At 63.5% G+C, this 24,436-nt stretch carries 25 protein-coding genes and 2 tRNA genes; 12 read left to right on the top strand and 15 right to left on the bottom strand.

Going from position 1 to position 24,436, the window contains the following annotated elements; genetic code table 11:
- Nucleotides 1–84 precede the first annotated feature (84 nt).
- The 3 genes from LG299_RS11235 (at nucleotide 85) to pknB (ending at nucleotide 5,072) form a co-directional block, all read left to right on the top strand.
- On the top strand, nucleotides 85–1,545 hold the full coding sequence (locus tag LG299_RS11235) for a peptidoglycan D,D-transpeptidase FtsI family protein (RefSeq protein ID WP_404430224.1): 1,461 nt from the start codon (nucleotides 85–87) through the stop codon (nucleotides 1,543–1,545).
- Entirely contained in the window at nucleotides 1,542–3,284 is a 1,743-nt protein-coding gene (locus tag LG299_RS11230) for a serine/threonine-protein kinase (protein ID WP_404430222.1), read from the top strand. Before LG299_RS11235 ends, LG299_RS11230 begins: the two co-directional genes overlap by 4 nt.
- A gap of 159 nt (nucleotides 3,285–3,443) precedes the next feature.
- Complete coding sequence (gene pknB / locus LG299_RS11225; protein WP_404434866.1) at nucleotides 3,444–5,072, top strand: Stk1 family PASTA domain-containing Ser/Thr kinase; 1,629 nt, start codon at nucleotides 3,444–3,446, stop codon at nucleotides 5,070–5,072.
- A gap of 10 nt (nucleotides 5,073–5,082) precedes the next feature.
- On the opposite strand, the gene LG299_RS11220 is transcribed toward pknB, so the two are convergent.
- The 3 genes from LG299_RS11220 to LG299_RS11210 are packed head-to-tail and all read right to left on the bottom strand — an operon-like array spanning nucleotide 5,083 to nucleotide 6,649.
- Nucleotides 5,083–5,703 carry an anthranilate synthase component II gene (locus LG299_RS11220; RefSeq protein ID WP_404430220.1) on the bottom strand — a complete coding sequence of 207 codons (621 nt, stop codon included), beginning with the start codon at nucleotides 5,701–5,703 and terminating at the stop codon, nucleotides 5,083–5,085.
- Nucleotides 5,700–5,855 carry a hypothetical protein gene (locus tag LG299_RS11215; RefSeq protein WP_404430218.1) on the bottom strand — a complete coding sequence of 52 codons (156 nt, stop codon included), beginning with the start codon at nucleotides 5,853–5,855 and terminating at the stop codon, nucleotides 5,700–5,702. The genes LG299_RS11220 and LG299_RS11215 overlap by 4 nt, the downstream gene beginning before the upstream one ends.
- Nucleotides 5,855–6,649: a class E sortase gene (locus LG299_RS11210; protein WP_404430216.1), complete on the bottom strand. Its 795-nt coding sequence runs from the start codon at nucleotides 6,647–6,649 to the stop codon at nucleotides 5,855–5,857. The genes LG299_RS11215 and LG299_RS11210 overlap by 1 nt, the downstream gene beginning before the upstream one ends.
- A 55-nt stretch (nucleotides 6,650–6,704) precedes the next feature.
- On the opposite strand from LG299_RS11210, the gene LG299_RS11205 reads away from it, so the two are divergent.
- Complete coding sequence (locus LG299_RS11205) at nucleotides 6,705–6,944, top strand: cell division protein CrgA (protein WP_404430214.1); 240 nt, start codon at nucleotides 6,705–6,707, stop codon at nucleotides 6,942–6,944.
- 81 nt (nucleotides 6,945–7,025) lie between these two features.
- Here the strand turns inward: LG299_RS11205 and LG299_RS11200 are convergent, their stop codons facing one another.
- Together LG299_RS11200 and LG299_RS11195 are read right to left on the bottom strand one after the other, a co-directional pair.
- Nucleotides 7,026–7,910 carry a rhomboid family intramembrane serine protease gene (locus LG299_RS11200; protein ID WP_404430212.1) on the bottom strand — a complete coding sequence of 295 codons (885 nt, stop codon included), beginning with the start codon at nucleotides 7,908–7,910 and terminating at the stop codon, nucleotides 7,026–7,028.
- A gap of 15 nt (nucleotides 7,911–7,925) precedes the next feature.
- Nucleotides 7,926–8,498 (bottom strand): peptidylprolyl isomerase, encoded by a 573-nt coding sequence (locus tag LG299_RS11195; protein ID WP_404430210.1) that lies wholly within the window; start codon nucleotides 8,496–8,498, stop codon nucleotides 7,926–7,928.
- 98 nt (nucleotides 8,499–8,596) lie between these two features.
- Between LG299_RS11195 and LG299_RS11190 the strand changes: the two genes are divergently transcribed.
- Together LG299_RS11190 and LG299_RS11185 are read left to right on the top strand one after the other, a co-directional pair.
- A complete protein-coding gene (locus LG299_RS11190; protein WP_404430208.1) occupies nucleotides 8,597–9,142 on the top strand; it encodes a DNA helicase in 546 nt (181 codons plus the stop codon).
- Nucleotides 9,139–9,627, top strand: a complete 489-nt coding sequence (locus tag LG299_RS11185; protein WP_404430206.1) for an aminoacyl-tRNA deacylase — start codon at nucleotides 9,139–9,141, stop codon at nucleotides 9,625–9,627. The genes LG299_RS11190 and LG299_RS11185 overlap by 4 nt, the downstream gene beginning before the upstream one ends.
- A gap of 7 nt (nucleotides 9,628–9,634) precedes the next feature.
- On the opposite strand, the gene LG299_RS11180 is transcribed toward LG299_RS11185, so the two are convergent.
- The 10 genes from LG299_RS11180 to dnaA form a co-directional block, all read right to left on the bottom strand.
- On the bottom strand, nucleotides 9,635–10,072 hold the full coding sequence (locus tag LG299_RS11180; protein WP_404430204.1) for an NUDIX hydrolase: 438 nt from the start codon (nucleotides 10,070–10,072) through the stop codon (nucleotides 9,635–9,637).
- 69 nt (nucleotides 10,073–10,141) lie between these two features.
- Nucleotides 10,142–10,214 (bottom strand) — tRNA-Ala (locus LG299_RS11175).
- Nucleotides 10,215–10,227: 13 nt separating this feature from the next.
- Nucleotides 10,228–10,301 (bottom strand) — tRNA-Ile (locus LG299_RS11170).
- A 69-nt stretch (nucleotides 10,302–10,370) separates the two neighbouring features.
- Complete coding sequence (locus LG299_RS11165; protein ID WP_404430202.1) at nucleotides 10,371–10,772, bottom strand: DUF3566 domain-containing protein; 402 nt, start codon at nucleotides 10,770–10,772, stop codon at nucleotides 10,371–10,373.
- Nucleotides 10,769–13,393, bottom strand: a complete 2,625-nt coding sequence (gene gyrA, locus LG299_RS11160) for a DNA gyrase subunit A (RefSeq protein ID WP_404430200.1) — start codon at nucleotides 13,391–13,393, stop codon at nucleotides 10,769–10,771. The genes LG299_RS11165 and gyrA overlap by 4 nt, the downstream gene beginning before the upstream one ends.
- 63 nt (nucleotides 13,394–13,456) lie before the next feature.
- Nucleotides 13,457–15,505 (bottom strand): DNA topoisomerase (ATP-hydrolyzing) subunit B, encoded by a 2,049-nt coding sequence (gyrB, locus tag LG299_RS11155; protein ID WP_404430198.1) that lies wholly within the window; start codon nucleotides 15,503–15,505, stop codon nucleotides 13,457–13,459.
- A gap of 124 nt (nucleotides 15,506–15,629) precedes the next feature.
- On the bottom strand, nucleotides 15,630–16,187 hold the full coding sequence (locus tag LG299_RS11150; protein WP_404430196.1) for a DUF721 domain-containing protein: 558 nt from the start codon (nucleotides 16,185–16,187) through the stop codon (nucleotides 15,630–15,632).
- A complete protein-coding gene (gene recF / locus LG299_RS11145; RefSeq protein WP_404430194.1) occupies nucleotides 16,180–17,337 on the bottom strand; it encodes a DNA replication/repair protein RecF in 1,158 nt (385 codons plus the stop codon). Before recF ends, LG299_RS11150 begins: the two co-directional genes overlap by 8 nt.
- A 34-nt stretch (nucleotides 17,338–17,371) precedes the next feature.
- Nucleotides 17,372–18,523 (bottom strand): DNA polymerase III subunit beta, encoded by a 1,152-nt coding sequence (dnaN, locus tag LG299_RS11140; protein ID WP_404430192.1) that lies wholly within the window; start codon nucleotides 18,521–18,523, stop codon nucleotides 17,372–17,374.
- 440 nt (nucleotides 18,524–18,963) lie between these two features.
- The gene (dnaA, locus tag LG299_RS11135) at nucleotides 18,964–20,415 is read right to left on the bottom strand and encodes a chromosomal replication initiator protein DnaA (RefSeq protein WP_404430190.1); all 1,452 of its coding nucleotides are present in this window, start codon (nucleotides 20,413–20,415) and stop codon (nucleotides 18,964–18,966) included.
- A gap of 319 nt (nucleotides 20,416–20,734) precedes the next feature.
- On the opposite strand from dnaA, the gene rpmH reads away from it, so the two are divergent.
- The 6 genes from rpmH (at nucleotide 20,735) to rsmG (ending at nucleotide 24,050) form a co-directional block, all read left to right on the top strand.
- Nucleotides 20,735–20,872 carry a 50S ribosomal protein L34 gene (gene rpmH, locus LG299_RS11130; RefSeq protein WP_045278552.1) on the top strand — a complete coding sequence of 46 codons (138 nt, stop codon included), beginning with the start codon at nucleotides 20,735–20,737 and terminating at the stop codon, nucleotides 20,870–20,872.
- Between the two features lie 9 nt (nucleotides 20,873–20,881).
- Nucleotides 20,882–21,220: a ribonuclease P protein component gene (gene rnpA, locus LG299_RS11125; protein WP_404430187.1), complete on the top strand. Its 339-nt coding sequence runs from the start codon at nucleotides 20,882–20,884 to the stop codon at nucleotides 21,218–21,220.
- Entirely contained in the window at nucleotides 21,217–21,573 is a 357-nt protein-coding gene (gene yidD, locus LG299_RS11120) for a membrane protein insertion efficiency factor YidD (RefSeq protein WP_404430185.1), read from the top strand. The genes rnpA and yidD overlap by 4 nt, the downstream gene beginning before the upstream one ends.
- 8 nt (nucleotides 21,574–21,581) lie before the next feature.
- Nucleotides 21,582–22,757 carry a membrane protein insertase YidC gene (gene yidC / locus LG299_RS11115; protein ID WP_404430183.1) on the top strand — a complete coding sequence of 392 codons (1,176 nt, stop codon included), beginning with the start codon at nucleotides 21,582–21,584 and terminating at the stop codon, nucleotides 22,755–22,757.
- A 37-nt stretch (nucleotides 22,758–22,794) separates the two neighbouring features.
- Entirely contained in the window at nucleotides 22,795–23,304 is a 510-nt protein-coding gene (locus LG299_RS11110; RefSeq protein WP_404430181.1) for a protein jag, read from the top strand.
- Nucleotides 23,305–23,426: 122 nt separating this feature from the next.
- Complete coding sequence (gene rsmG / locus LG299_RS11105; RefSeq protein ID WP_404430179.1) at nucleotides 23,427–24,050, top strand: 16S rRNA (guanine(527)-N(7))-methyltransferase RsmG; 624 nt, start codon at nucleotides 23,427–23,429, stop codon at nucleotides 24,048–24,050.
- The last annotated feature ends 386 nt before the right edge of the window (nucleotides 24,051–24,436 follow it).

The raw sequence follows: 24,436 nt of genomic DNA, 5'->3' as shown, positions 1-24,436 counted from the left end.
TCGGCCGAAGGGGTCGACCGTGACTAAAGAGCACACCCTGAAGAGCACGAGCCGGCGAGTGCGTGTCGGCCGAAGGGGTCGACCGTGACAAAAGAACTCAGACGGCTCAGCATCCTGATGCTGGTGATGTTCCTCGCCCTCTTCGGTGCCACCAGTTGGATCCAGGTCGTGCAGGCCGAGGCTCTCTCAGCGAACGAGAACAACCGGCGTGCGCTCTATGACTCGTACGCCGTGCAGCGCGGCTCGATCATCGCCAGCGGCGCAGCGATCGCGACATCCGTCCCATCCAATGATGTGTACAGCTGGCAGCGCGTCTACACCGACCCCGCCATGTGGGCGCCGGTCACGGGTTACATCAACCCCGTGCTCGGTTCATCCAGCGGGCTCGAGCAGGCGATGAACAAAGACCTGAGCGGAACGGCGAGTTCGCAGTTCCTCTCACGCATCAACCGCATCATCACGGGTCAGGCTCCGCAGGGTTCCAATGTCGTGCTGTCTTTGGATGCTTCGGTCCAGCGTGCGGCGTTCGAAGCGCTCGGCAACCTGCAGGGCGGAATCATCGCGATCGAACCCTCAACGGGTCGCATCCTCGCGATGGTGACGAGCCCGAGTTATGACACCAATCTGCTCGCCTCGCACAACGCCGACGAGGTCAACGCGCTCTTCGCGGAACTCGAAGCCGACCCGACGAAGCCTCTGTCGAATCGTGCGATCCGCGGCGACTTGAACCCGCCGGGATCCACCTTCAAGCTCGTCGTCGCGTCGGCCGCTCTCGCGTCGGGCGACTACACACCGGAGTCGACGTTGCCCAATCCCGCCTCCTTCCCGCTTCCGCAGTCGAGCAGCGTTGTCTACAACGCCTCAGGTGGAGCCTGCGGCCCGGGCGAGACGGTGACGCTCGCGGAGGCTCTGCGCTTGAGCTGCAACATCCCGTTCGCCGAACTCGCGATCGAACTCGGCGACACCGCCATCCGTGAGGAGGCCGAGAAGTACGGCTTCAACCTGTCATTCGAGATGCCACTCACCTCGACCGCCTCGGGCTACCCGCGCACGATCATGGACGACGCCCAGACCGCTCTTTCGGGCTTCGGCCAGGGCCAGGTCACGGCGACGCCCCTGCAGATCGCTATGGTCTCGGCCGGTATCGCCAACGACGGGGTCGTGATGAGCCCGCGCATGGTCGATCGTGTCATCGGTGCGGACCTGTCAGTGCAGCAGACCTTTGACGACACCGAGTTCGGACGGGCCCTGGATGCCGACATCGCTGCGGAGTTGGTCACGATGATGGTCGCCAATGTCAGTGATGGCGCGGCGTCGGGTGCAAGAATAGACGGGGTCGACGTGGCAGGTAAGACCGGCACCTCAGAGAATGGTCCAACGCGGCCGTACACGCTCTGGTTCACCGGTTTCGCCCCCGCAGACAATCCGCAGGTAGCGGTTGCCGTTGTCGTCGAAGACGGTGGCGGTCAAGGTCAGTCGGGTAGCGGCAACACGATCGCCGCGCCGATCGCGAAGAAGGTCATGGAGGCGGTGCTGGGACGATGAGACCGACACAAGGTGTGACTTTCGGCGGCCGGTACGAGCTGGACTCTCGCATCGCCATCGGCGGTATGGGTGAAGTGTGGGAGGCCACCGACCACGTCATCGGGCGCACGGTCGCCATCAAGATCCTCAAAGACGAGTACATGGGCGACCCGGGCTTCTTGGAGCGCTTCCGCGCCGAAGCCCGCCATGCCGCTCTGGTGAACCACGAAGGAATCGCGAGCGTCTTCGACTACGGCGAGGAGGCCGGCTCCGCGTTCCTCGTCATGGAACTCGTACCGGGCGAAGCACTCTCGACGATTCTTGAGCGCGATGGGTCGCTGTCGACCGACAAGACTCTCGACATCGTGGCCCAGACGTCCGCTGCCCTGCAGGCGGCACACTCTGCGGGTCTCGTCCACCGTGACATCAAGCCGGGCAACCTTCTCATCACGCCGGACGGGCGTGTGAAGATCACCGACTTCGGCATCGCCCGCATCGCCGACCAGGTGCCGCTCACCGCCACCGGTCAGGTCATGGGAACAGTGCAGTACCTCTCGCCCGAGCAGGCTTCGGGTCACTCGGCGAGCCCTGCGACCGACACCTACTCGCTCGGCATCGTCGCGTACGAGTCGCTCGCGGGAAAGCGCCCCTTCACGGGCGAATCGCAAGTGGCCATCGCGATGGCGCAGATCAACGAACCACCGCCGGCCCTACCGCCCACCGTTGCGGTGCCCGTGCAGAACCTCGTCATGGCGATGATCGCCAAAAAGCCTGAAGATCGGCCGGCCTCGTCCGCCGCGGTCGCCCGTGCAGCAACCGCACTGCGTCGCGGCGACGTCGCCGCAGCCGCGGCCGCGGTTCCCGCGATCGCGACAGGGGCTGCTGTCGGCGACGACGCGACGCAGTTGCTCGTTCCCGCGGGTGATACCGCCGGCGCAACGATGATCCTTCCGGCTACTACTCCCGTCGAGTTGCAAGAGGGCGAGCAACGCAAGCGCAGCCCATGGACCTGGCCCCTGATCGCCTTGATCACCCTCCTTCTACTCGTGCTGGGTGGAACCATTTGGGCGGTCCTTGCAAATCAGGAACCCGCTCCCGACCCGACAACCTCGTCAAGCGGTCCGTCAGAGACGCCCTCCGAGACTCCGAGCGAATCTCCAACGCCGACCACGGTCGATATCGACGCACTGAGCCTCATGGACCAGGACTGCGAACAAGCTAGGGCGACGGCGCTGGCTGCCGGGATGGCGACGGTGACCTGCGCGCCCGGCCGTGCGGCGACTGATTCGGCCCAGGTCAACCTCGTCTACTCGATCGAGCCGCGAGGCAATGTCCCGAAGGATCGTGAGCTCGTGCTGACGTTCTACAGTGACCTCACGCCGATCAACCCGCCGAGCGCCGCTCCGACCATCGAGGGTGGCACCTCGGCGACGACGGTCGAAGAAGGATCGACGGTCCAGATCAACTGGGCGGCCTTCACCTGCCCGTCTGGCACCGGATCGGTGAGTGCATACAACCTGACCGCGGTGAACGGAACGTTCCCAGCCACCGGTCAGTCCACGGCATCCTTCGGTCCGACTCAGCGGCCGATCGATCTGGTCGTGGCCAACGCACCCGGCCAGTCGCTTTTCGTCACCTATACCGTGACCTGCACGGGTAACGGTGTGAGCCGAGACTCCGGTGAATCCCCGCAGGCGCAGGCCGTGATTGAAGCGGCCACGGCACCCGCTCCCGACCCGGCGCCGAGTGCTACACCGTAGGACAGACGGCTAATAACGCACGCGGTGGCCGGGGACGTCAGCGGCAGAGGTGCGGGCCAGGCTAGTCTGGCTGTAGTTCCACCAGGGAGTGAAGTGACAGTAGAGCCGCGCGTCCTGTCCGGACGCTACCGCATTGACGAGCCGATCGGCCGGGGCGGTATGGCGAGCGTCTATCGCGGTTTCGATCTCACCTTGGGTCGGCAGGTGGCGATCAAGATCCTCGACCGTGACCTCGCGAGCGACAACACGTTCCGTACGCGTTTTCGCCTCGAGGCGCAGGCAGCATCGCGCATGGCGCACCCCACGATCGTCCGCGTGTACGACGCCGGTGAAGATTCCGAGACGCAACCCGACGGCACCGTGCGACCGGTTCCGTTCATCGTGATGGAGCTCGTTCATGGGCGCCTTCTGAAAGAGATCATCGCCGAGGGGCCGGTTCCGGTCCCCGAAGCGATTCGCTATGTCGACGGCATCCTCGAAGCGCTCGAGTACTCGCACCGCGCGGGAGTCGTCCACCGCGACATCAAACCCGGCAACGTGATGGTCACCGACGTCGGCCAGATCAAGGTCATGGACTTCGGCATCGCTCGTGCAGTGTCGGACTCGTCTTCGACGGTCGCCGAGACCACCGCGATCATCGGCACAGCGGCGTACTTCTCTCCTGAGCAGGCTAAGGGTGACCCCGTCGACTCGCGCGCCGACCTGTACTCGGCCGGTGTCGTCCTGTACGAACTTCTCGCGGGCCGCGCGCCGTTCCGTGGCGAGTCGCCGGTCGCCGTCGCGTATCAGCACGTGAGTGAGGCGCCGCTGCCGCCGTCCGAGATCCGCGAGAGTGTGCCGCGCGCCCTCGACGCGGTGACGCTACGCGCGCTGGCGAAGGATCCCTTCCAGCGCTATCAGGACGCCGCATCGTTCCGCGATGCGCTCGATGCCACGGTCCACGGTAAAGGCCCTTCGAAGCGTCAGGTCGGCGCGCTCACCAACGACCTCTACGGACCGAACCCTCGGCAGGCTGCCGAGACCGCTCGGTCACTCCGCCAGCTGAGTACCGACACGACGATGCGTCGGACACAGGCGGGGCCTCCCGTGGCGTGGATCTGGGCGGCGGTTGCTGTCCTCGCCGTCCTGCTGATCGCGGTGCTGTTCTGGGTGCTTTCGATTCGTCCGGAGTCGACGCCTCCCTCGACGGCACGCATCGTTCCCGACGTTTCGGGCATGACATACGAACGCGCGAACACCGAACTCTCTGCCGTCGACCTCCTCGCCTTCCGCGTGGATGAATCGAACGCAGACGTGGCGATCGGCAACGTCATCAGGACCGATCCCGAAGCCGATGCATCGGTCAGCCCCGGGCAAACGGTTCGGGTGTACGTGTCGACGGGGCAAGAGGTGGCTGCCGTTCCCACATTGGAGGGGTTGAGTCAGGATGCCGCGGCTCAGGCGCTCACCGGCGTCGGGCTCGTTCTCGGCACAGTAACGCAACGCAACGACCCCGGACTCGCGGGCGGAACAGTGATCTCTGCCGATCAGACCGCAGGTACCGAACTCGCGCTCGGTACGGCCGTGAACCTGGTCGTAGCGTCCGGTCTCGTCACGATCACCGATGTCACGGGCTACACGATCGACGCGGCGACACGCGAACTGCAAGGCCTCGGTCTCGAGGTCATACCTCAGGAAGACCCGAGCTGTCCCGCGGACGCTCCGCCCACAGTCGCGTCGCAGTCGCTTGCACCCGGTGACCAACCGATCCGCTCGCAGATCACTCTGAACTTCTGCTCGGGTACCTAGGTGAGCTGACTCAGCGGCGCGGATGCAGCGTCGCGCCGCGGACCGCAGCATCCGCGTACCCGACCTGACTCAGCCAGTTGCCCAGCAGTCGATACCCACCCTCGGTGAGCACGCTTTCGGGGTGAAACTGCACACCCTGGATCGGCGCGGTGCGGTGGGCGACGCCCATGATGACGCCGGATTCGGTGCGGCTCGTCACCATGAGTTCGGCTGGCATGGTCGCCGGCTCGATCGCGAGCGAGTGGTACCGGGTGGCGACGAAAGGATCGGGGAGTCCGTCGTACAGCGGGTCGCCCGCGTGGTGCACGAGCGAGGTCATCCCGTGCATCAACTCCGGGGCACGCGCCACCGTGGCCCCGTAGGCCTCGGCGATCGCCTGATGGCCCAGGCACACGCCGAGTAGCGGAACTGCGCGAGCCGACGCGGCGTGCACGACGGCGATCGATGCCCCGGCCGCCGTGGGAGCGCCCGGTCCCGGAGAGATCAAGATTCCCGCGTGGCCCTGGATCGCGGCATGCGCGTCGTCGATCGCGTCCGCCTCGACGAGGTGAGTGCCCGCACCGAGCTCGTGCAGGTAGCCGACGAGGGTGTGAACGAAGCTGTCGTGATTGTCGACAACCAGAATGCTCACTGGACGGTGACTTCTTGCGGGTTGACGAATTGGCTGATCCACGGAAAGACGTAGAACAGCAACCCGTAGAGGACCGCCGCAAGAAGGATGAGAAGGATCAGCAGACGAACCCACCACGGGCCGGGAAGCACGCTCCATAGTGCGGCGTACATCAGAGTTCCTCACTGAGAGCGGCGGGCGGGCCCGCGTCACGGGGTGTGTACGACTCGAACACGCCATAGGCGATGATCCGCTCGGTCATCGCGAACATAGGGCTGCAACTGGTGAGGGTGATGTACTTCGTACCGGCGGGGATGCCCGCCGCTTGCGGCACAGGAAGCAGCACCTCCACCTCGTCCGGCGTGACGTACTCCAGCGTGCGGAATCGGTAGGTGTACCACCCACCCTGGGTCTCAACGACGATCGCGTCGCCGATGTGAAGATCAGCGATGCGGTTGAAGGGCTTGCCCCAGGTCGTGCGATGGGCGGCGAGTGCGAAGTTGCCCACCTCGCCGGGCATGGCGGTGCCCGGGTAGTGACCGATCCCGATCGGATCCAGTGTCCGTGCGCGCGACACTCCACCCGCAATCGGGAACGCGTAGTCCGCACCGAACCGCGGAACGCGCATCACTCCGAACTGCTCAGCGTCGGCGGGCTCGGCGATGATCACGGGCTCGACCTGAACCGGAGTCTCGGGCTGGTCGGGGGCGATCGACGGCGGCGTCTCGGGTGTGAATTCCTGTGCCCAGGTTTGAGACAGTTCGTTGCCCGATGCATTGCGCTCAGCGCCGTAGATCACATCGCCGATCCACAGTTGCCAGACAACGTAGAGGAGTGTGATGGCACCGGCCGTGATGAGGATCTCGCCGATCACGCCGACGAAAGACGTCCGTCGACGTGGCCGGGCAGGACGAGACTCGTCGCGCAAAGAAGCGCCACCCCCGGCATCCGTCACGATCTCATCCACAGGTGGATTCTAGCCAGCACATGCTGTGGCCGCGCTGGCAGATAGACTTCATGCCATGGCACGACGCGGCAATGACGACGAGACGCTCATCGAGCGCGCAGAAGGCGAAGCCGCACCCAACCCGGTGTGGTTCAAGCCCATCATGATCGGCCTCATGCTGATCGGCTTGGTCTGGGTGCTGGTCTTCTACTTGAGCGGAACGCTCTACCCGATCCCCGGTATCGGCGGCTGGAACCTGGTTGTCGGCTTCGGCATCGCGTTCGTCGGCTTCCTGATGACGACGCGCTGGCGCTAGCCATGCTCTCTCGGCGATTTCGCTCGCGCTAATCACACTGGTGTAATTCATCCCCAGCTGTGGATAAAGCTGGGGATAACTTCAGGCGAGGACGAGTAGCCGCGCGACGAAGAACAGCGCGATGAGACCGACCGCGACGGTCGACAGCAGCACGATCTGCAGCGTTCGCTGTTGTGGTGCGCGTGTGCGAGTGAAGATGAGGCCGACCAGAAGTCCGGTGACGAGCCCGCCCACGTGCGCCTGCCACGAGACGTTGAAACCGGGGATGAAGCCGATGACCAAGTTGACGCCCAGCACCACGGCGATGCCGGCGATGTTCGCGCCGAGGTGACGACCGATCACGATCAGCGCTCCGAAGAGTCCGAAGATCGCGCCGGATGCCCCCACCACCGGGATGGCCGGTGCGATCAACGCCACGGCCGCCGAGCCACCGATCGTGCTCAGGACGTAGAGCGTGATGAACCTCCAACGCCCCAGGAGTGGCTCGAGGCTTCGCCCGATCAACAGCAGCGCCAGCATGTTCAGGGCGACGTGGATGAAACTGCCGTGCACGAGTGCGACCGTGACGATCCGCCAGGGCTGGAAGGTTCCGACGATGTCGGGGAACAGCACATCACGAGCCCGGAACAGCAGCGCTTCGCGGACCGTGTCACCGAACCCGGGAATCAGCGTCACGAGATACACGAGCGCCGTGACGGCGATGATGCCGTAGGTAGCCAGCGGTCGTGAATCGCTGACCGCTACCGGCCGCGAGCTCGCCCAGCGGCGCTCCGCCTTGCGCTGAGCACCGGTGGCCTGCGACCGCTGTTCTTTCATACACTCGGGGCAGATAACCCCCACGGCTGCCTGAGTCTGACACTCGGGGCAGATCGTCCGCAGGCACCGCTGGCACAGCACGAAGCTTTGTCGGTCGGGATGCCGGTAGCAGTAGTTGTCGCTGTTGCGAGTGAAATCGGCCGAAGTCACGGGAATGGCTGCGGACTAGACCGCGACGATGTCGACAGACTGCAGGACGACGGGCTCGATCGGCCGGTCACCTGCAGCGGTCGGCACAGCCACGATGGCGTCGACCACAGCCTTGGAGTCTTCGTCGGCGACCTCACCGAAGATGGTGTGCTTGCCCTGCAGCCACTCCGGTCCGCGGCCACCCTGACCCGGCACGGTGATGAAGAACTGCGAGCCGTTCGTACCCTCAGCCTTGCCGGTGATGGCGTTGCGGCGCAGGCCGGCGTTGGCCATCGCCAGCTTGTACGGAGCCGTGAACGTCAGCTCGGGAGAGATCTCATCGTTGAACGTGTAGCCCGGGCCACCCGTTCCCTGACCGAGCGGGTCGCCGCCCTGAATCATGAAGCCGTCGATGATGCGGTGGAAGACGACGTCCTTGTAGAGGGGTCCTTCACCGGGCTTTCCGGTCGCAGGATTCGTCCATGCTCCGGTCCCGTCGGCGAGGCCGATGAAGTTCTGGACGGTGCGGGGAGCGTGGTCACCGAAGAGGTTGACGACGATGTCGCCGTGATTGGTGTGGAAAGTGGCGACTGAAGTGTGCTGAGGCATGTCGACTATTCTCTCAGAGTTCGGTGGGAAGGCTTCCGCCTTGGCGTAGGTCTGGCAAGATGGACAGAACCACATCCCCCGTAGAATGGGAGGGCCTCGTGAGCCTCAGCCGCAAGCGCAAGAAGGAACTCAGCAAGTTGCAGACCCAGGCCAACAGCCTGTGGGAGTCGCAACAGATTCTCGTTGGGGAGGCGGCCAACGTTGCCCGCGAAGCAAGTCGGCAACTCGGCCACTTGCACCGCGAGCAGGTCGTCCCACAGGTACAGGCGACCTACGGCAAGTACGGCGCACCAGTCGTTGACCGCGGGGCGCAGTTCGTCGACCAGGGCGTCAAGGTCTCGAAGGACGTGATCGAAAAGAAGATCGTTCCGACGGTCGGTGGCGTCGTCGGTCAAGCGCTTTCAGCGTGGGATGCCGCGGGTGAAACCCGCGCGCGGCTCGCCTCGAGCCGCGCGTTCTCGGCGTTCGCCAAGCCAGTCGCTGCAGTCGTTCCGCAGAAGAAGGGCATCGGTGCCGGTGGCATCTTCGCCATCATCCTCGGCGTTGCCGCTGCTGCGGCGGTGCTGTACGCCGCTTGGCAGACGCTGCGCGCGGACGATGAGCTCTGGGTCGCTGACGACCCGCTGCGCGCACCCGACGCGTGATCGCTGACGAAGCCGCGGGCCTCACGAGAGTGCGGGCCGCGGCTTCGTTGCGCGGTCTTGAGATCGAGATCCGAGAGCGACCCGCTGCGAAGAGTCTCGCGGAAGCTGCAGAACTGCTCGGGCTCAGCCCGGCCGGCATCATCAAGACGCTCGTGGTCAAACGTGCCGACGATACCTTCCTCTTCGCGTTGATTCCGGGTGATCGAGCGATCTCATGGCCGAAACTGCGCGCTCTGGTGGGTGTGAACAAACTGCAGATGCCGGATGCTGCGGTCGCCCTCACGGCCACCGGGTACGAGCGCGGCACGATTGTTCCCCTCGGTGCCGACGGCGACTGGCCGATCTTCGCCGACGAGCGCATCGTGGGCAAGCGGATCGCTATGGGCGCCGGCGCACACGAGTACAGTCTGTTCATCGAGGCCGACGACCTGATCTCGAGCTACGGTGCGACGGTCGCCGACATTTCGCAGGAGTCTGGGCAGTAGCATCCGGTCATTCGTGGCCCTCGACGGAGAGCCCGGCCATCTGCATGCCGATGTCGACGAGCTTGACCCTGTGCAGATCCGCCACGCTCGAGAGTGGGAACCACTCCGCACGATCGGTCGAACCGTTCTTCTCGTTGCGCAGTGTCCCACCTACGACGTGCGCGCGATAGACGATGCGCAGAGTATGCAGTGGTTCGCTCACGTCGCTGAGCCGGCGTGCAGGCGGAATCACGCGGGAATGGATGCCGAGCAGGTCATCGAGCACGACCTTGTAGCCGGTCTCTTCTGTGACTTCACGGCGAGCGGCCCTCTCGGGCTCTTCACCGTCCTCGAGTCCGCCACCCGGGAGGGTCCAGGCTGCCCGCCGACCCTCGTTCCAATGCGCGAGCAGAATACGGTCGTCCCCATCGACGATGATCGCGTACGCCGCGACTCGCATATCCATGCTTCAGCCTATCGAGGCACCGGCATCACGACGAAGCGCCGCTCCTTGCGGAACGGCGCTCACATTTTGTGGAGCCTAGGAGATTCGAACTCCTGACATCCTGCTTGCAAAGCAGGCGCTCTACCAACTGAGCTAAGGCCCCGGGGCTTCGGGAGTGGGGCTACCAGGATTTGAACCTGGGACCTCTTCATTATCAGTGAAGCGCTCTAACCAACTGAGCTATAGCCCCGAATCGTGCCGGAGTTTCCGCCGTCAACCTCCAAGACTTTACCCGAACCGGGAGGTTTTCACGAATCGATCAGTTCGAGGTGAATCCGACCAATAGTCCACCGGTGACCTTGACCGCGAGGTTGTAGATTCCTGCGACCACCGCACCCATGACAGTCACGACGATCAGGTTGAGGATCGCGACGACCGCGGCGAATGCCATGACCTGCGGGAGACCCACGAACGCCTGGATCGACGACCCATCCGTGATGCTCATGAAGAACTCGTCGACCGTGTCAATGAGTCCGGTAGAACTCACAACCGTAAACACCAGCAAGAAGGTGACGACGGTAACGATTGCAATGGCGATCGCCGCGAGGAACGACAGTTTCACGGCCGACCAGAAGTCGATGTAAACCAGGCGCAGACGGACCTGCTTGGCCGTCGTCTTGTGACTGGACTTCTTTGCGAGCTTGTCGGCTACGGTGCTCATGCGTCAGTACTCTCTTCGGGGATCTCGGGAGATGAGGCCTGCTCATCAGTCGATTCGGCGTCGGCCTCTGCGGCGGCGGCCTCAAGTTGTGCGGCCAGCCCTCGCTCCCCATTTCGCGCGATCGCCAGGATGCGATCGTCCTCGTCGGGGCGGGCAAATACGACACCCATGGTGTCGCGACCCTTGGCAGGAACCTCGGCCACGGCAGAGCGTACCACCTTGCCGCTGGCAAGAACCACAAGGACCTCGTCGTCTTCGACGACGATCAACCCACCCGCGAGCACCCCGCGATCGTCGTTGAGTTTGGCCACCTTGATGCCCAAACCACCGCGACCCTGGACTCGATACTGGACGACCTCGGTGCGCTTGGCGTAGCCGCCCTCGGTCACCACGAAGACATAGCCGTCGTCAGTGGCGACGGATGCCGAAAGCAGACTGTCACCCTCGCGAAACGACATTCCCTTCACGCCCGAGGTCGAGCGACCCATCGGACGCAGCGTCTCGTCGGTCGCAGCAAAGCGCAGCGACATTCCGTGGCGGCTGATGAGCAGAATGTCATCGCCCTCGTCGACAAGCAGGGCGCTGACGACCTCGTCCGAGCCGGGGGCGTATTCGTCGCCGTGCTCTTCGGTGTCATCCGACGCGTCGTCGCGCAGACGAATGGCGATCACGCCGCCCTGGCGATTCGTGTCGTAGTCAGTGAGGCGGGTCTTCTTGACCAGTCCGCCGCGCGTTGCCAGCACGAGGTAGGTGGCCACCGTGTAGTCGCGGATGTCGAGAATCTGCGCGATCTCTTCACCGGGCTGCAGTGCCAAGAGGTTGGCGACGTGCTGACCCTTGGCGTCACGGCCGGCCTCGGGCAGTTCGTACGCCTTCGACCGGTAGACGCGACCCTTCGTGGTGAAGAAGAGCAGCCAGTGATGGGTCGTCGTGACGAAGAAGTGCTCGACGACGTCGTCGGCGCGCAACTGCGCGCCCTTGACACCTTTGCCCCCGCGGTGCTGAGACCGGTAGTTGTCGCTCCGGGTGCGCTTGATGTATCCGTCGCGCGTAACGGTGACGACCATCTCTTCTTCGGGGATGAGGTCTTCCATCGACATGTCGCCGTCGAATCCGTGCAGGATCTCGGTGCGACGTTCGTCGCCGAAACGATCAACGATCACGGTGAGTTCGTCGCGGATGATGTGACGTTGACGCAGCTCGTCCGCAAGGATCGCCTTGAAGTCGACGATCTGGGCTTCGAGCTCGTTCGCCTCGTCGATGATCTTCTGGCGCTCGAGAGCCGCGAGGCGACGCAACTGCATCGCGAGGATCGCATCGGCCTGAATGTCGTCGATCTCGAGCAGGGACTTCAGTCCAGTGCGGGCATCGTCGACGGTCGGCGAGCGTCGGATGAGCGCGATGACCTCATCGAGCGCATCGAGGGCCTTGAGGTAGCCCTGCAGAATGTGCATGCGCTCTTCGGCCTTGCGCAGGCGGTACCGCGTGCGACGGACGATGACTTCGATCTGGTGGGTGATCCAGTACGAGATGAACCCGTCGAGAGGCAGGGTGCGCGGCACCCCGTCGACGATCGCCAGCATGTTGGCGCCGAAGTTCTCTTGCAACTGGGTGTGCTTGTAGAGGTTGTTGAGCACGACCTTGGCGACAGCATCCCGCTTCAGAACAATGACGAGACGCTGACCGGTGCGACCGGAAGACTCGTCACGGATGTCGGCGATGCCGGTGATCTTGCCCTCGCGGGCGAGGTCGCTGATCTTCACCGCTACGTTGTCGGGGTTGACCTGGTACGGCAGCTCGGTGATCACCAGGCACGTGCGGCCCTGGATCTCTTCGACGTTGATGACGGCACGCATCGTGATCGAGCCGCGACCGGTGCGGTAGGCATCCTTGATGCCCTTGGTACCCAGAATCTGCGCGCGGGTGGGGAAGTCGGGGCCGGGGATGCGCTCCATGAGCGCTTCGAGCAGCTCTTCACGCGAAGCATCCGGATTCTCGAGTGCCCACAGCGCACCCGACGAGACCTCGCGCAGGTTGTGGGGGGGAATGTTCGTGGCCATACCGACCGCAATACCCACCGAACCGTTGACGAGAAGGTTCGGGAAGCGAGCGGGCAGAACCGTGGGCTCCTGCGTCTGACCGTCGTAGTTGTCTTGGAAGTCGACGGTCTCTTCTTCGATATCGCGCACCATCTCGAGCGCGAGGGGAGCCATCTTGGTCTCGGTGTATCGCGGAGCCGCCGCACCCTGGTTGCCCGGGGAACCGAAGTTTCCTTGACCGAGCGCCAGCGGATAACGCAGCGACCAGGGCTGAACGAGACGAACAAGGGCGTCGTAGATCGGTGAGTCACCGTGCGGGTGGTACTGACCCATCACTTCGCCCACGACACGCGCGCATTTGGAGAACGACTTGTCGGGACGGAAACCGCCGTCGTACATGCCGTAGATCACGCGGCGGTGGACGGGCTTGAGCCCATCGCGGACATCGGGCAGCGCACGCCCGACGATGACGCTCATCGCATAGTCGAGATAGCTGCGCTGCATCTCGGCTTGCAGATCGATCTGGTCGATCTTGCCGTGGTTGTGGGCGGGCGTCTCGTCCGGGCGGATCTCGTCAGTCATGTGAATTCTTTCCTTGTATGCGTGTGGTCTCGCTCCGCGGTGTCACCGCGGAGGGAACACGCATCAGATGTCGAGGAAGCGGACGTCCTTGGCGTTGCGCTGGATGAAGCCGCGACGCGACTCGACGTCTTCACCCATGAGGATCGTGAAGATCTCGTCGGCCGCAGCCGCGTCGTCGATCGTCACCTGCTTGAGAGTGCGCGTCTCGGGATCCATCGTGGTCTCCCAGAGCTCTTTGTCATTCATCTCGCCGAGACCCTTGTAGCGCTGGATGCCGTTGTCTTTCGGGATGCGCTTGCCCTGGGCAACACCCTCGACCAGCAGCGCATCGCGCTCACGGTCGCTGTAAACGTACTCGTGCGCTGAGTTCGACCATTTCAACCGGAACAGCGGCGGCTGTGCGAGGTAGACGTAGCCGGCCTCGATCAGTCCGCGCATGTAGCGGAAGAGCAGGGTGAGCAGCAGAGTCGTGATGTGTTGACCGTCGACATCGGCATCGGCCATCAGCACGATCTTGTGGTACCGCGCCTTGGCGATGTCGAAGTCTTCACCGATGCCCGTGCCGAAGGCTTGGATCATCGCCTGGACCTCTTTGTTGCCGAGTGCTCGATCAAGCCGCGCCCGCTCGACGTTGAGGATCTTGCCGCGCAGCGCGAGGATCGCCTGGGTGTGCGGGTCGCGACCCTGAACTGCTGAACCGCCGGCCGAATCACCCTCGACGAGGAAGATCTCGCTGATCGCGGGGTCTTTGCTCGTGCAGTCCTTGAGCTTGTCGGGCATGGCCGCCGACTCGAACACGCTCTTACGTCGGGCGGTTTCTCGAGCCTTGCGCGCGGCGAGTCGAGCCGTCGCGGCATCAAGCGACTTGCGGATGATGTTCTTCGCCTGAACCGGGTTGCGGTCGAACCAGTCACCCAGGCGATCACCGACGACCTTCTGGACGAAAGCCTTCGCTTCGGTGTTGCCGAGCTTGGTCTTGGTCTGACCCTCGAACTGCGGCTCGGCGAGCTTGACCGAGATGACGGCGGTCAGGCCCTCGCGGACGTCATCGCCCGAGAGGTTCTCGTCCTTGTCTTTCAGGATGTTGTTCGCACGCGCGTACTTGTTCACCAGAGTGGTGAGCGCCGCACGGAAACCCTCTTCGTGGGTGCCACCTTCGTGCGTGTTGATCGTGTTGGCGTAGGTGAAGACGTTCTCGGTGTAGCTCGTCGTCCACTGCATGGCTACTTCGAGCGAGATCTTGCGATCGCCGTCTTCGGATTCGAAGGCGATGATCTCGTCATTCACGTGCTCGGCCTTGCGCACGTGGTTCAGGTGCTCGACGTAGTCGACGAGCCCGCGCTCGTAGAGGAACGAGTCGGTCGGCTGTTGGAGCACAAACTCGCCGGGTTCGGTTTCTTTCTCATAGGCGTGAGCAGGGCGCTCGTCGTGCAGATCGATGCGGAGTCCCTTGTTGAGGAACGCCATCTGCTGAAAACGGGTGCGGAGGGTGTCGTACTCGAACTCGACCGTCTCGAAGATCGAGTCGTCGGGCCAGAAGGTGATCATCGTTCCGGTGTCGTCGCTCTTCTCAGCACGCTCGAGGGGTGATTGCGGCACGCCCCCGGTGTTGTACGTCTGGCGCCAGACATAACCCTGACGCTTCACTTCGACATCGAGGCGGGACGAGAGCGCGTTGACGACGGATGAACCGACACCGTGCAGACCACCCGACACGGCGTAACCGCCACCACCGAACTTGCCCCCGGCGTGCAGCACGGTCAGCACGACCTCGACGGTGGACTTTCCCTCGGTCTTGTGCATGTCGACGGGGATGCCTCGGCCGTTGTCGATGACGCGCACGGCGCCGTCGGGGAGGATCGTCACGTCGATGGCGTCCGCGTAGCCGGCGAGTGCCTCGTCGACAGAGTTGTCGACGATTTCATACACAAGGTGGTGAAGGCCCCGCGGGCCGGTCGACCCGATGTACATACCGGGCCGCTTGCGGACCGCCTCGAGTCCTTCGAGGACCTGAATCTCGTCTGCCCCGTACTCACCGCCGGTCTTCTCGCGTGGAGCGGGAGTCGGCTTTGCGGGTTCTTGGGGAACGCTGTCGGGATTCACAGAGGTCATAAGTATTTCGCGCTCCAGCTCGGTCGTCGGCGTGCCCCTCCAGTCTATCGCGCGCGACGACATCCTGCGTGGTCATATGCCCGTCTGGCGCGACCAAATCCGCCGCGACACCTACGGACGTGACTTAGCCGTAGGTATCGCGTGGGCCGCGCCCTGGAATGGCTCTGGGGCCCCATTTCCAGGAGGGGACGTCAGGCCCGATGAAGCGGACTGTATCCACTCCCGCCGCAGGGAAGCGTCGGATGATCTCTGTGAGGATCTGCGACCGCATCAACTGGAGCTGTTTCGCCCACGCCGTGGAGTCGGCCTGGACCGTCAGGGTTCCCCCTTGGAATGCCACCGGATGCGTGTGCTGCGCGGTGTTGTCACCGGCGACTTCTGCCCATGCGTTCACCACGTCTTCGCGTGCCAACTGGGGTTCCCACCCGGCGTCTCGGGTCATGGCGGCGAGCACATCGCCAACCCCGCGCGGATCGCGACCGGGTGTAAAGGGGGCATTCTCGTCATCATCGCGGGTGCGCTTGCGTCGGCGGTACGTTCGCGCAGACGGCTGCAGTCCGCGCAAGCGCAGGTAGGTGGCGACGGTCTCGGGAAGGACGTCAGCGGATGCCTCGGACGGTGCCTTCTTCTTGGAGGCTGTGCTCTCGACCGCTGTCGTGTCGGGTTCGCCGGGTTCAGGCATCCGTCGCCTCCAGAATGCGACCCGCCTCAACCCGCACGATCTGCACGCGTAATCCCACCGGAACGTCTGCTTCGACGGCGGCAGTGACGATGACCTGTTCGTAGCGACCAGCGAGCTCGGCCAACCGGGCCCGTCGATCCGTGTCGAGTTCAGCGAAGACGTCGTCGAGGATCAGCACGGGGTCGCCGAGTTGGGACTCGGCGCGGAGGAGTTCTGCCGAGGCCAAACGCAGCGCCAGCGCTACCGACCACGACTCACCGTGGGAGGCGTATCCCTTGACCGGAAGACCGCGCACGCGGAGCACCAGGTCGTCTCGGTGCGGACCCACGAGCGTGAGACCGCGATCGAGTTCTGCTGCGCGCCGCGCAGCGAGAGCCTCGCGGAACTGCTCTTCGAGCTCGCCTGCCGAAGTGCCGGCGACCTCGGTATCGCTGCCCTCCTCGGGATCCGCACCGCGGATGGACAGCGCCCATTCGAGCTGCGGCTGGTGATCGGATCCGGCGATCGACGTGTACGCATCGACCAGCGGTTGGCGTAGATCGTTCGCCAGCAGAAGACGCGCACGGATGAGCTCTGTGCCCAGGCTCACCAACTTGTCGTCCCACACGTCGAGTGTCGAGAGTGCGTCACCGCGGATTCCGCGGGCGCGTGCGGACTTGAGTAGGGCGGTGCGCTGCTTGAGCACTCGGTCGTAGTCGCTGAGCACGCCCGCCATGCGCGGGATGCGCTGTATCAGCAGTTGGTCACTGAAGCGGCGCCGAGAAGACGGATCACCACGAACGATCTGCAGATCTTCGGGGGCGAACAGCACAACCTGCGCGTAGCGCGGAAGTTCGGCGGTGCGCACAGGCGCCCCACCCACCCGCGCCTTGTTGGATCCCTGGCGATTCAGCTGGACCTCGAGTTGGACTCGGCGCTCACCGTGGGCGAGGCGCGCGCGGATGATGGCAGCATCCGCACCATCGCGCACCATCGGAGCGTCGTTCGACACGCGGTGCGAGCCCAGGGTGGCGAAGAAGGCGATCGCCTCTGCGAGGTTTGTCTTGCCCTGACCGTTGCGTCCGACGAAGACGTTGGGACCGGGATGCAACGCGACCTCGGCTGCCGCATAGTTGCGGAAGTCCACGAGGCTCAGGTGCTCAACGATCACCGAGTCAGACTACGCGGCGGTGTCGACACCGCGTTCACCTCAGGAGCAGGTTGGGCTGCAGCAGGTACCGGAACGACTCTTCACCGCTCTTGTCGACCGAAGTCTGCGGAGTGACAAGAACCGGGCTGAGCTTGTTCGCGTTCTCGCTCGAGGTAAACGTGATGCGGACGAACTCGCTCTTGACCGCACCGAGCGATTCGAGCAGGTACTGCGGGTTCAGGCCAAGAGTGACATCTTCGCCGACCAGGTTCGCATCGACGGACTCGGTGGCCCGCGCCTGTTCAGTACCCGAAGCATCCATCGACACGCTGTCGGTCGTGAACGTGAAACGCAGTGGAGCCGACCGGTCCAGCACGAGCGATACACGGCGAACGGCCTCGACGAGATCTGCGGTGTTCACCACGGCGTGGTGCTCGGTTGCTTCGGGGAACAACCGGCGGACGGGCGGGAAGTTGCCCTTGATGAGCAACGAGGTCACGGTCTTGTTGCCCGAAGAGAACGCGATGATTTCGCGATCGCCTGTTCCTGAGAACGCGATCGAAATGTCGCCACCGTGGGCGAACGTCTTACCCACCTCGGTGAGCGTGCGTGCCGGAACGAGCGCAGTCGTCGGCTCATCGGAGGTGACGCCGGCTGCATCCCACGGAATCTCTCGAAGTGCGACACGGTAGCGGTCGGTCGCAACCAGGCTGAGGGCAGTACCGCTGACCTCGAGTTGCACGCCGGTGAGCACCGGAGTGACATCGTCGCGAGAGGCCGCGAATGCGACCTGGGCGATAGCGGTCGCGAAGTCTTCAGCCGGAACGAAACCCGACTGACCCGAGACCTCGGGAATCGCCGGGTACTCCTGCACGGGCATGGAGGAAAGCGTGAATCGAGCCGAACCGCAGGTAAGGACGATTCCACCATCCTCGTCGACCTCGATCTGGATCGGCGCGTTCGGCAGCCGGCTCGAGATCTCATTCAGCAGACGGCCGTGCACCAGGATCGTGCCTGGCTCGTCGACGGTGGCCTCGATCGTCGTGCGAGCGGATGCTTCGTAGTCGAAGGCGGCGAGCGACAGACCCGCTGCGGTGGCCTCGATGAGCACACCGGCCAGGATCGGCTGCGGATTGCGCTGCGGCAGAAGCTTCACCACGAACGACACGGCTTCGCTGAACACATCGCGATTGACGTGGAACTTCACGGACGCTCCCTTGACATCTGGCTGGGAGTATTCATCCTAGTGACCTCGTTCGTCGGAACCAGAGCAATATTCGTCGGATGCCGCATCCGGAGCGCTGTTCGCTAAAGGTGATCGGATCACGGGGATTCATTAACTCTTCTTGTCATGGTGTTAACCCCTGTGGAAACTGTGGATAACTCGCGCGATCTCAGTTGGGACGATGAAACTACACGCGTGTGAGATGTGGAACGGCTGAGGAAACTCGGCCGGCTCTCAGACGCCGAGTCTGTGGACAGTTTGTTGTTATCCACAGGAGGACCTCCTTCAGCGCCACTGTTTCCGCAGGGTTGCCAAGTTATCCACAGGTTTTCCACACTGGGGAGAAACGGCATAATGCCGCGATGAAACAGACCTGTCAAGAACTTCTTGGGGAATGTGTCGGCGAACGGCCGACACACAGGTCAGCGGCCGTTGCGGCCGAGCTGGGTGGTGATCTCAGAGACCTGGTTGTAGATCGAGCGACGCTCTTTCATGAGGTCGCTGATCTTCTTGTAGGCGTACATCACCGTCGTGTGATCGCGGTTTCCGAAGAGCTGGCCGATCTTGGGCAACGACAGACTCGTCCGCTCGCGACACAGATACATCGCAATCTGGCGGGCCGTTGCGACGGACTGGCTGCGGCTTGACCCGTACAGATCGTCGACGGTGAGCTTGAAGTACGCCGCAGTCGCCGTGATGATGTCGGTCGGCGAAATGACGTTCGCGTCGTCCTGGTCGACGATGTCACGGAGGACGGTCTGGGCGAGCGACATGTCGAGCGTAGACCGGTTCAGGCTGGCAAATGCCGACACGCGAATGAGAGCGCCCTCGAGCTCGCGGATGTTCGACGAGACCACGGTGGCGATGTACTCGAGCACTTCGTCGGGGATGTGCAGACGCTCGCTCTGCGCCTTCTTACGGAGGATGGCGATGCGCGTTTCGAGGTCGGGCGCCTGCACATCGGTGATCAGACCCCACTCGAACCGACTGCGCATGCGATCTTCGAAACCCGTGAGGTGTTTCGGCGGCACATCGCTGGTGATGACGACCTGTTTGTCGTGATCGTGCAACGTGTTGAACGTGTGGAAAAAAGCTTCCTGCGTCTCGGCACGACCCTGCAGGAACTGGATGTCGTCGATCAGGAGGACGTCGACATCGCGGTAGCGAGCCTGAAAAGCCGAACCGCGATTGTTGGCGATCGAGTTGATGAAGTCGTTCGTGAACTCTTCGCTCGAGACGTAGCGTACGCGGATGCCGGAATACAGGCTCATCGCGTACTCACCGATGGCGTGCAGCAAGTGCGTCTTGCCAAGTCCGGAGTCGCCGTAGATGAAGAGTGGGTTATATGCCTTCGCCGGCGCTTCAGCGACGGCTACAGCTGCCGCATGAGCAAAGCGGTTGGACTGTCCGATGACGAAGTTGTCGAACGTGTACTTGGGGTTGAGTCGCGTATCGCTACGCGAGGCGAAGGATGCAGCATCCGGTTCATCCATTGCGGACCGCATCGCTGTCAGTTGTGGTGCCGGCGCATTCTGCGCGGAATTGTGCGCGGAACTCTGCACCGCAATGGGTGCGGTGAGGTGGACGTCGGCGATCTCGGGGTTCACCACCACTCGGAAGGACGTGGCCGGCACCTCGAGGCTGTCGTTGTCGAGACGACCGAGAGCCTCCATGATCGGCGTGCGCATACGCTTCGTGAACTGGGCCGCGGTCAGGTCGTTGGGAACATCGAGATACAAAGTTCCGCTCATCACACCCTGCGGAACAGCCAGGCTCAAGAACCCATGCAGCTGAGGAGTAATGCGCTCGTCGCTCGCGAGGATCTCGAGCACCGCTGACCAGACAGGAACATCTGGAACTTCTTGCGGTGACATGGCCCCCCCGGGGTGTTGATGAGTCCACTTCGACCCGCGGAATATTCACGCAGAGCCTGTGGATAACTGCCCGAGCCACGCTAGTCAGCGCGAGTCGCGGGAGCAAACTCCACCCTAGATCCTGGCAGCGTGTCACTGCCAGGATGTTCGGCTAGATTGGGGATAATGCCGCCCAGAAGTGCTCAGTTTGAGTTATCGGGCGCGACGACGTAGCCTTAATCGGTTGACTTGTGCCTACGGGCCAGTCCCTTCATCGTCGTCTCCGGTCCCACACACCATTTCTCGGTTCCGGTGACACCCTTCACTCGGAAGTGATCTCATGACCAAGCGCACGTTCCAGCCCAACAATCGCCGCCGCGCCAAGAAGCACGGTTTCCGCGCCCGGATGCGCACGCGTGCCGGCCGTGGCATCCTCGCCGCTCGCCGCGCCAAGGGCCGCACCGAACTGTCTGCCTGAATTCGAGCGGTGCTGCCGAGGCCGAACCGACTTACCCGCGGAGCGGATTACAAGGCCGTCGTCCGTAGGGGTCGTCGTTGTGCCACGGCGCATACGGTGACCTACGTGACCGCTTCGGGTGATGGTCACAGCACTCGGTTCGGTTTCATCGTCAGCCGCCAAGTCGGTTCCGCTGTTGTGCGCAATACCGTTCGTCGGCGCCTGAAATCAGTCTGTGCCGGAGCCCTGCCCGACGTGGCACCCGGATCCGACATCGTGATTCGTGCCCTCCCGTCGGCCGCGAGCGCGGACTATGCGCAACTTCGCGACGAGGTCGTCGGTTGCCTGTCTCGGAAGGCCGCCGCATGAGCGTGCTTCCGTCTTACGCCCTCGGTGACGCCCGGTTCGAAGCATCTGCCCTCCTTCGTTCGGTGCCTCTTCTCCCCCGTAACGCCGGCCTTGCGCTCTTGCACGGCTACCGCGCGACGATCTCGCACACCTACGGTGACGTCTGCAAGTACTACCCGTCGTGCTCGGCCTATGCGGTCGGCGCGCTGCAGCAGCACGGGCTGGTCAAAGGGTCGGCGCTGACCGCCGCTCGAATCGGTCGCTGCCATCCCTGGGCCGCGGGCGGCGTCGATGACGTGCCCGCACACTCGAACTTCCGGCATGAACTCACCCCACACGGGTTCGTTGTGCCTGCACCCACAGGAAAGGATTGATCCTCCGCATGGATCTTCTGTTCTCCGCGACGCCGTCGCCAGCCCCCGTCGACGGCGGTGGGTTCGATCTCCTCGGAACCATTCTCTGGCCGCTGAAGTGGCTCGTCGAGGCCGTGCTGGTGTTCTGGCACTGGGTGTTCACCGCTGTGGGGCTTCCCCCCGCGGATGGCATCACCTGGGTGCTGTCGATCATCGGCCTCGTCATTGTCGTTCGCTCGGCACTGATCCCGCTCTTCGTGAAGCAGATCAAGAGCCAGCGCAAGATGATGGAAATTGCCCCTGAACTGCGAAAAGTTCAGGAGAAGTACAAGGGCAAGCGCGATCAGCTCTCTCGTGAGGCGATGAGCCGCGAGACCATGGGGCTATACAAGAAGCACGGCACCACACCGGTCTCTAGTTGTTTGCCACTGCTGGTTCAGATGCCGATCTTCTTCGCACTGTTCAGCGTGCTGAACGATGTCACCCGGCACTACGACGCCGGTATTGGTGGGGTTGGGCTGCTCAACGCAGAGCTCACTGCCGAGTTCTATAACGCCAAGCTCTTCGGGGTCGCATCGCTGCACGAGACGCTGATCGATGCGTTCAACACCGGCAACACCACGGCGATCATCATCCTGCTCGTCCTGGTCGTTCTGATGATCGCGTCGCAGTTCTTCACCCAGCTCCAGATCATCTCGAAGAACCTGTCGCCCGAGGCCAAGACCGGCCAGGCGTACCAGATGCAGAAGATCATGCTCTACGTCCTGCCCTTCGCCTTCGTGTTCTCGGGTGTCTTCTTCCCCCTCGGCGTCGTCATCTACTGGTTCGTGTCGAACCTGTGGACTATGGGTCAGCAGTTCCTGGTCATTCGCGAGATGCCGACCCCCGGCTCGGATGCGGCCAAGGCCCGTGAAGAGCGTCTCGCCCGCAAGGGCAAGGCCATCGACTCTTCGGGCAAGGTCGTTCCGATGGAGAAGTACCAGGCTGAGCAGCAGCGCCTGCTGGAAGAAGCTGAGCGGGCAAAGGCCGCAGCTCCCAAGCGCCAGCAGCCGGTCGGCAAGCAGCGCGCCAAGAAGAGCGGTCAGAAGCCGACCGGTGCGCCGGGCGGCGCGGCTGGCGGCGCATCCGGTGCTGGTGGCGGTCAGAAGCAGCCTCAGAAGCAGCCGAAGCCGGATGCCACGGGCGCCAGCGGCGCAGCATCCTGACCACTCCCCTTGAACTCCTACTCACTCTGAGGAACACATGACTACTTCTGACTTCACGGAAGTCCGTACTGAGCGCGAGCCGGCCACGATTGAACAGCTCGAACAAGAAGGCGACGTCGCCGCTGACTTCATCGAGGGGTTGCTCGACATCGCAGACATCGATGGTGACCTCACCATGGACGTGCGCGCTGGCCGCGCCTATGTATCGGTTGAGGCGCCGGACGGCGGCTCGGTTGCTCTTCTGGCGGACCCTGACACCGTACAGGCGTTGCAAGAGCTGACCCGGATCGCCGTGCAGAACAGCACCGGCCGTTTCTCACGCTTGATCCTGGACGTCGGCGGCTCGCGCGACATGCGTCAGCGTGAGCTGACCAATTTGGTGGAGCGTGCGATCGAACGTCTCGATGAGGGCGCAACCCAGGCCTCACTACCCGCGATGTCGAGCTACGAGCGCAAGCTCGTGCACGACATCGTGTCGGAGAAGGGCTTCACGTCGGAGTCGTACGGCGAGGGCGCTGACCGTCACACGGTGATCAGCCGGGGCTGAATCCGACGGGGATGTTTCACGTGAAACATCTGTCAACGGTTGTCGCTAGACGGTGATCGAGTACCCGGTGATCGAGTAGCGAGGTACGAGCGTATCGAGTTCAGAAACGCCAGGAGATTGAAATGATCGAGCCAGAACCAGCCGTTGCCGCACAGATCTTTGGTAGCCGCATCGAGCTCGCGCGTCAGTTCACCGAGTCGCTCGGACTGTACGGCGAAGAGCGTGGCCTGATCGGTCCCCTCGAGCCGCCGCGGCTGTGGAGTCGCCACATCCTGAACAGTGCGATCGCTGCCCCCCTCTTCTCGGGGCGTGTGGGCGACGTGGGTTCAGGCGCCGGTCTCCCTGGTCTTGTGTTGGCAATCGCGCGTCCTGACGTGGAGTGGGTACTCATCGAACCCATGGAGCGCCGCGTGGCCTGGCTCACTGAGCAGGCGCAGGAGTTAGGGCTCGACAACGTAGAGGTTGTGCGATCGCGCGCCGAGGACTGGAAGTACGGACCGGTGCTGGATGTTGTGACAGCCCGCGCTGTCAGCGCCCTCCGTACACTCGTTCCGATCACTGCGCCGCTCGTCCGTGACGGCGGCGAGCTCATCCTCTTGAAGGGGGCGTCGGTAGCGAACGAGATCGAGGCTGCGGAGAAGCACCTTCGGAAGTTCCGTGTCTCGGACACACGCATCGAGGTACTGGGTGAAGGCGTTCTGGACGAGCCCACGCGTGTGGTGCGCGGGACGGTCCGCGCACACTGAACCGCAGCGGTGATCGAGGAGCGAAGCACGAGCCTATCGAGATCACGCACCCATGTTTCACGTGAAACATGGGGCGCATGGGTCTCCATACGAAGTTGGCGCGCGTACTCCTCTCCACCGGGTGGGTGTGACTACCGCGCTTGCCCCGGTGATCGAGGACCGACGAAGGAGCTAATCGAGATCACGGACCTATGTTTCACGTGAAACATGGGGCGTGTGTCTCGATACGCTCGCAAGCTCGTGCAAAGCGCCTTGCACTCGTGCACGGGAGAATGACCGGTTGAACCGAGTTGACCCGCAGACCGAAGAAGCCCGTGATCGAGCAGCGACGTAGGCGCGTTCGAGATCAGCCACAAATGTTTCACGTGAAACGCCGGGTGTGGGTC

Source organism: Microbacterium lacus, assembly GCF_044794305.1.
Lineage (GTDB): Bacteria > Actinomycetota > Actinomycetes > Actinomycetales > Microbacteriaceae > Microbacterium > Microbacterium lacus_B.
This window is presented reverse-complemented; position numbering and strand designations above follow the sequence as displayed.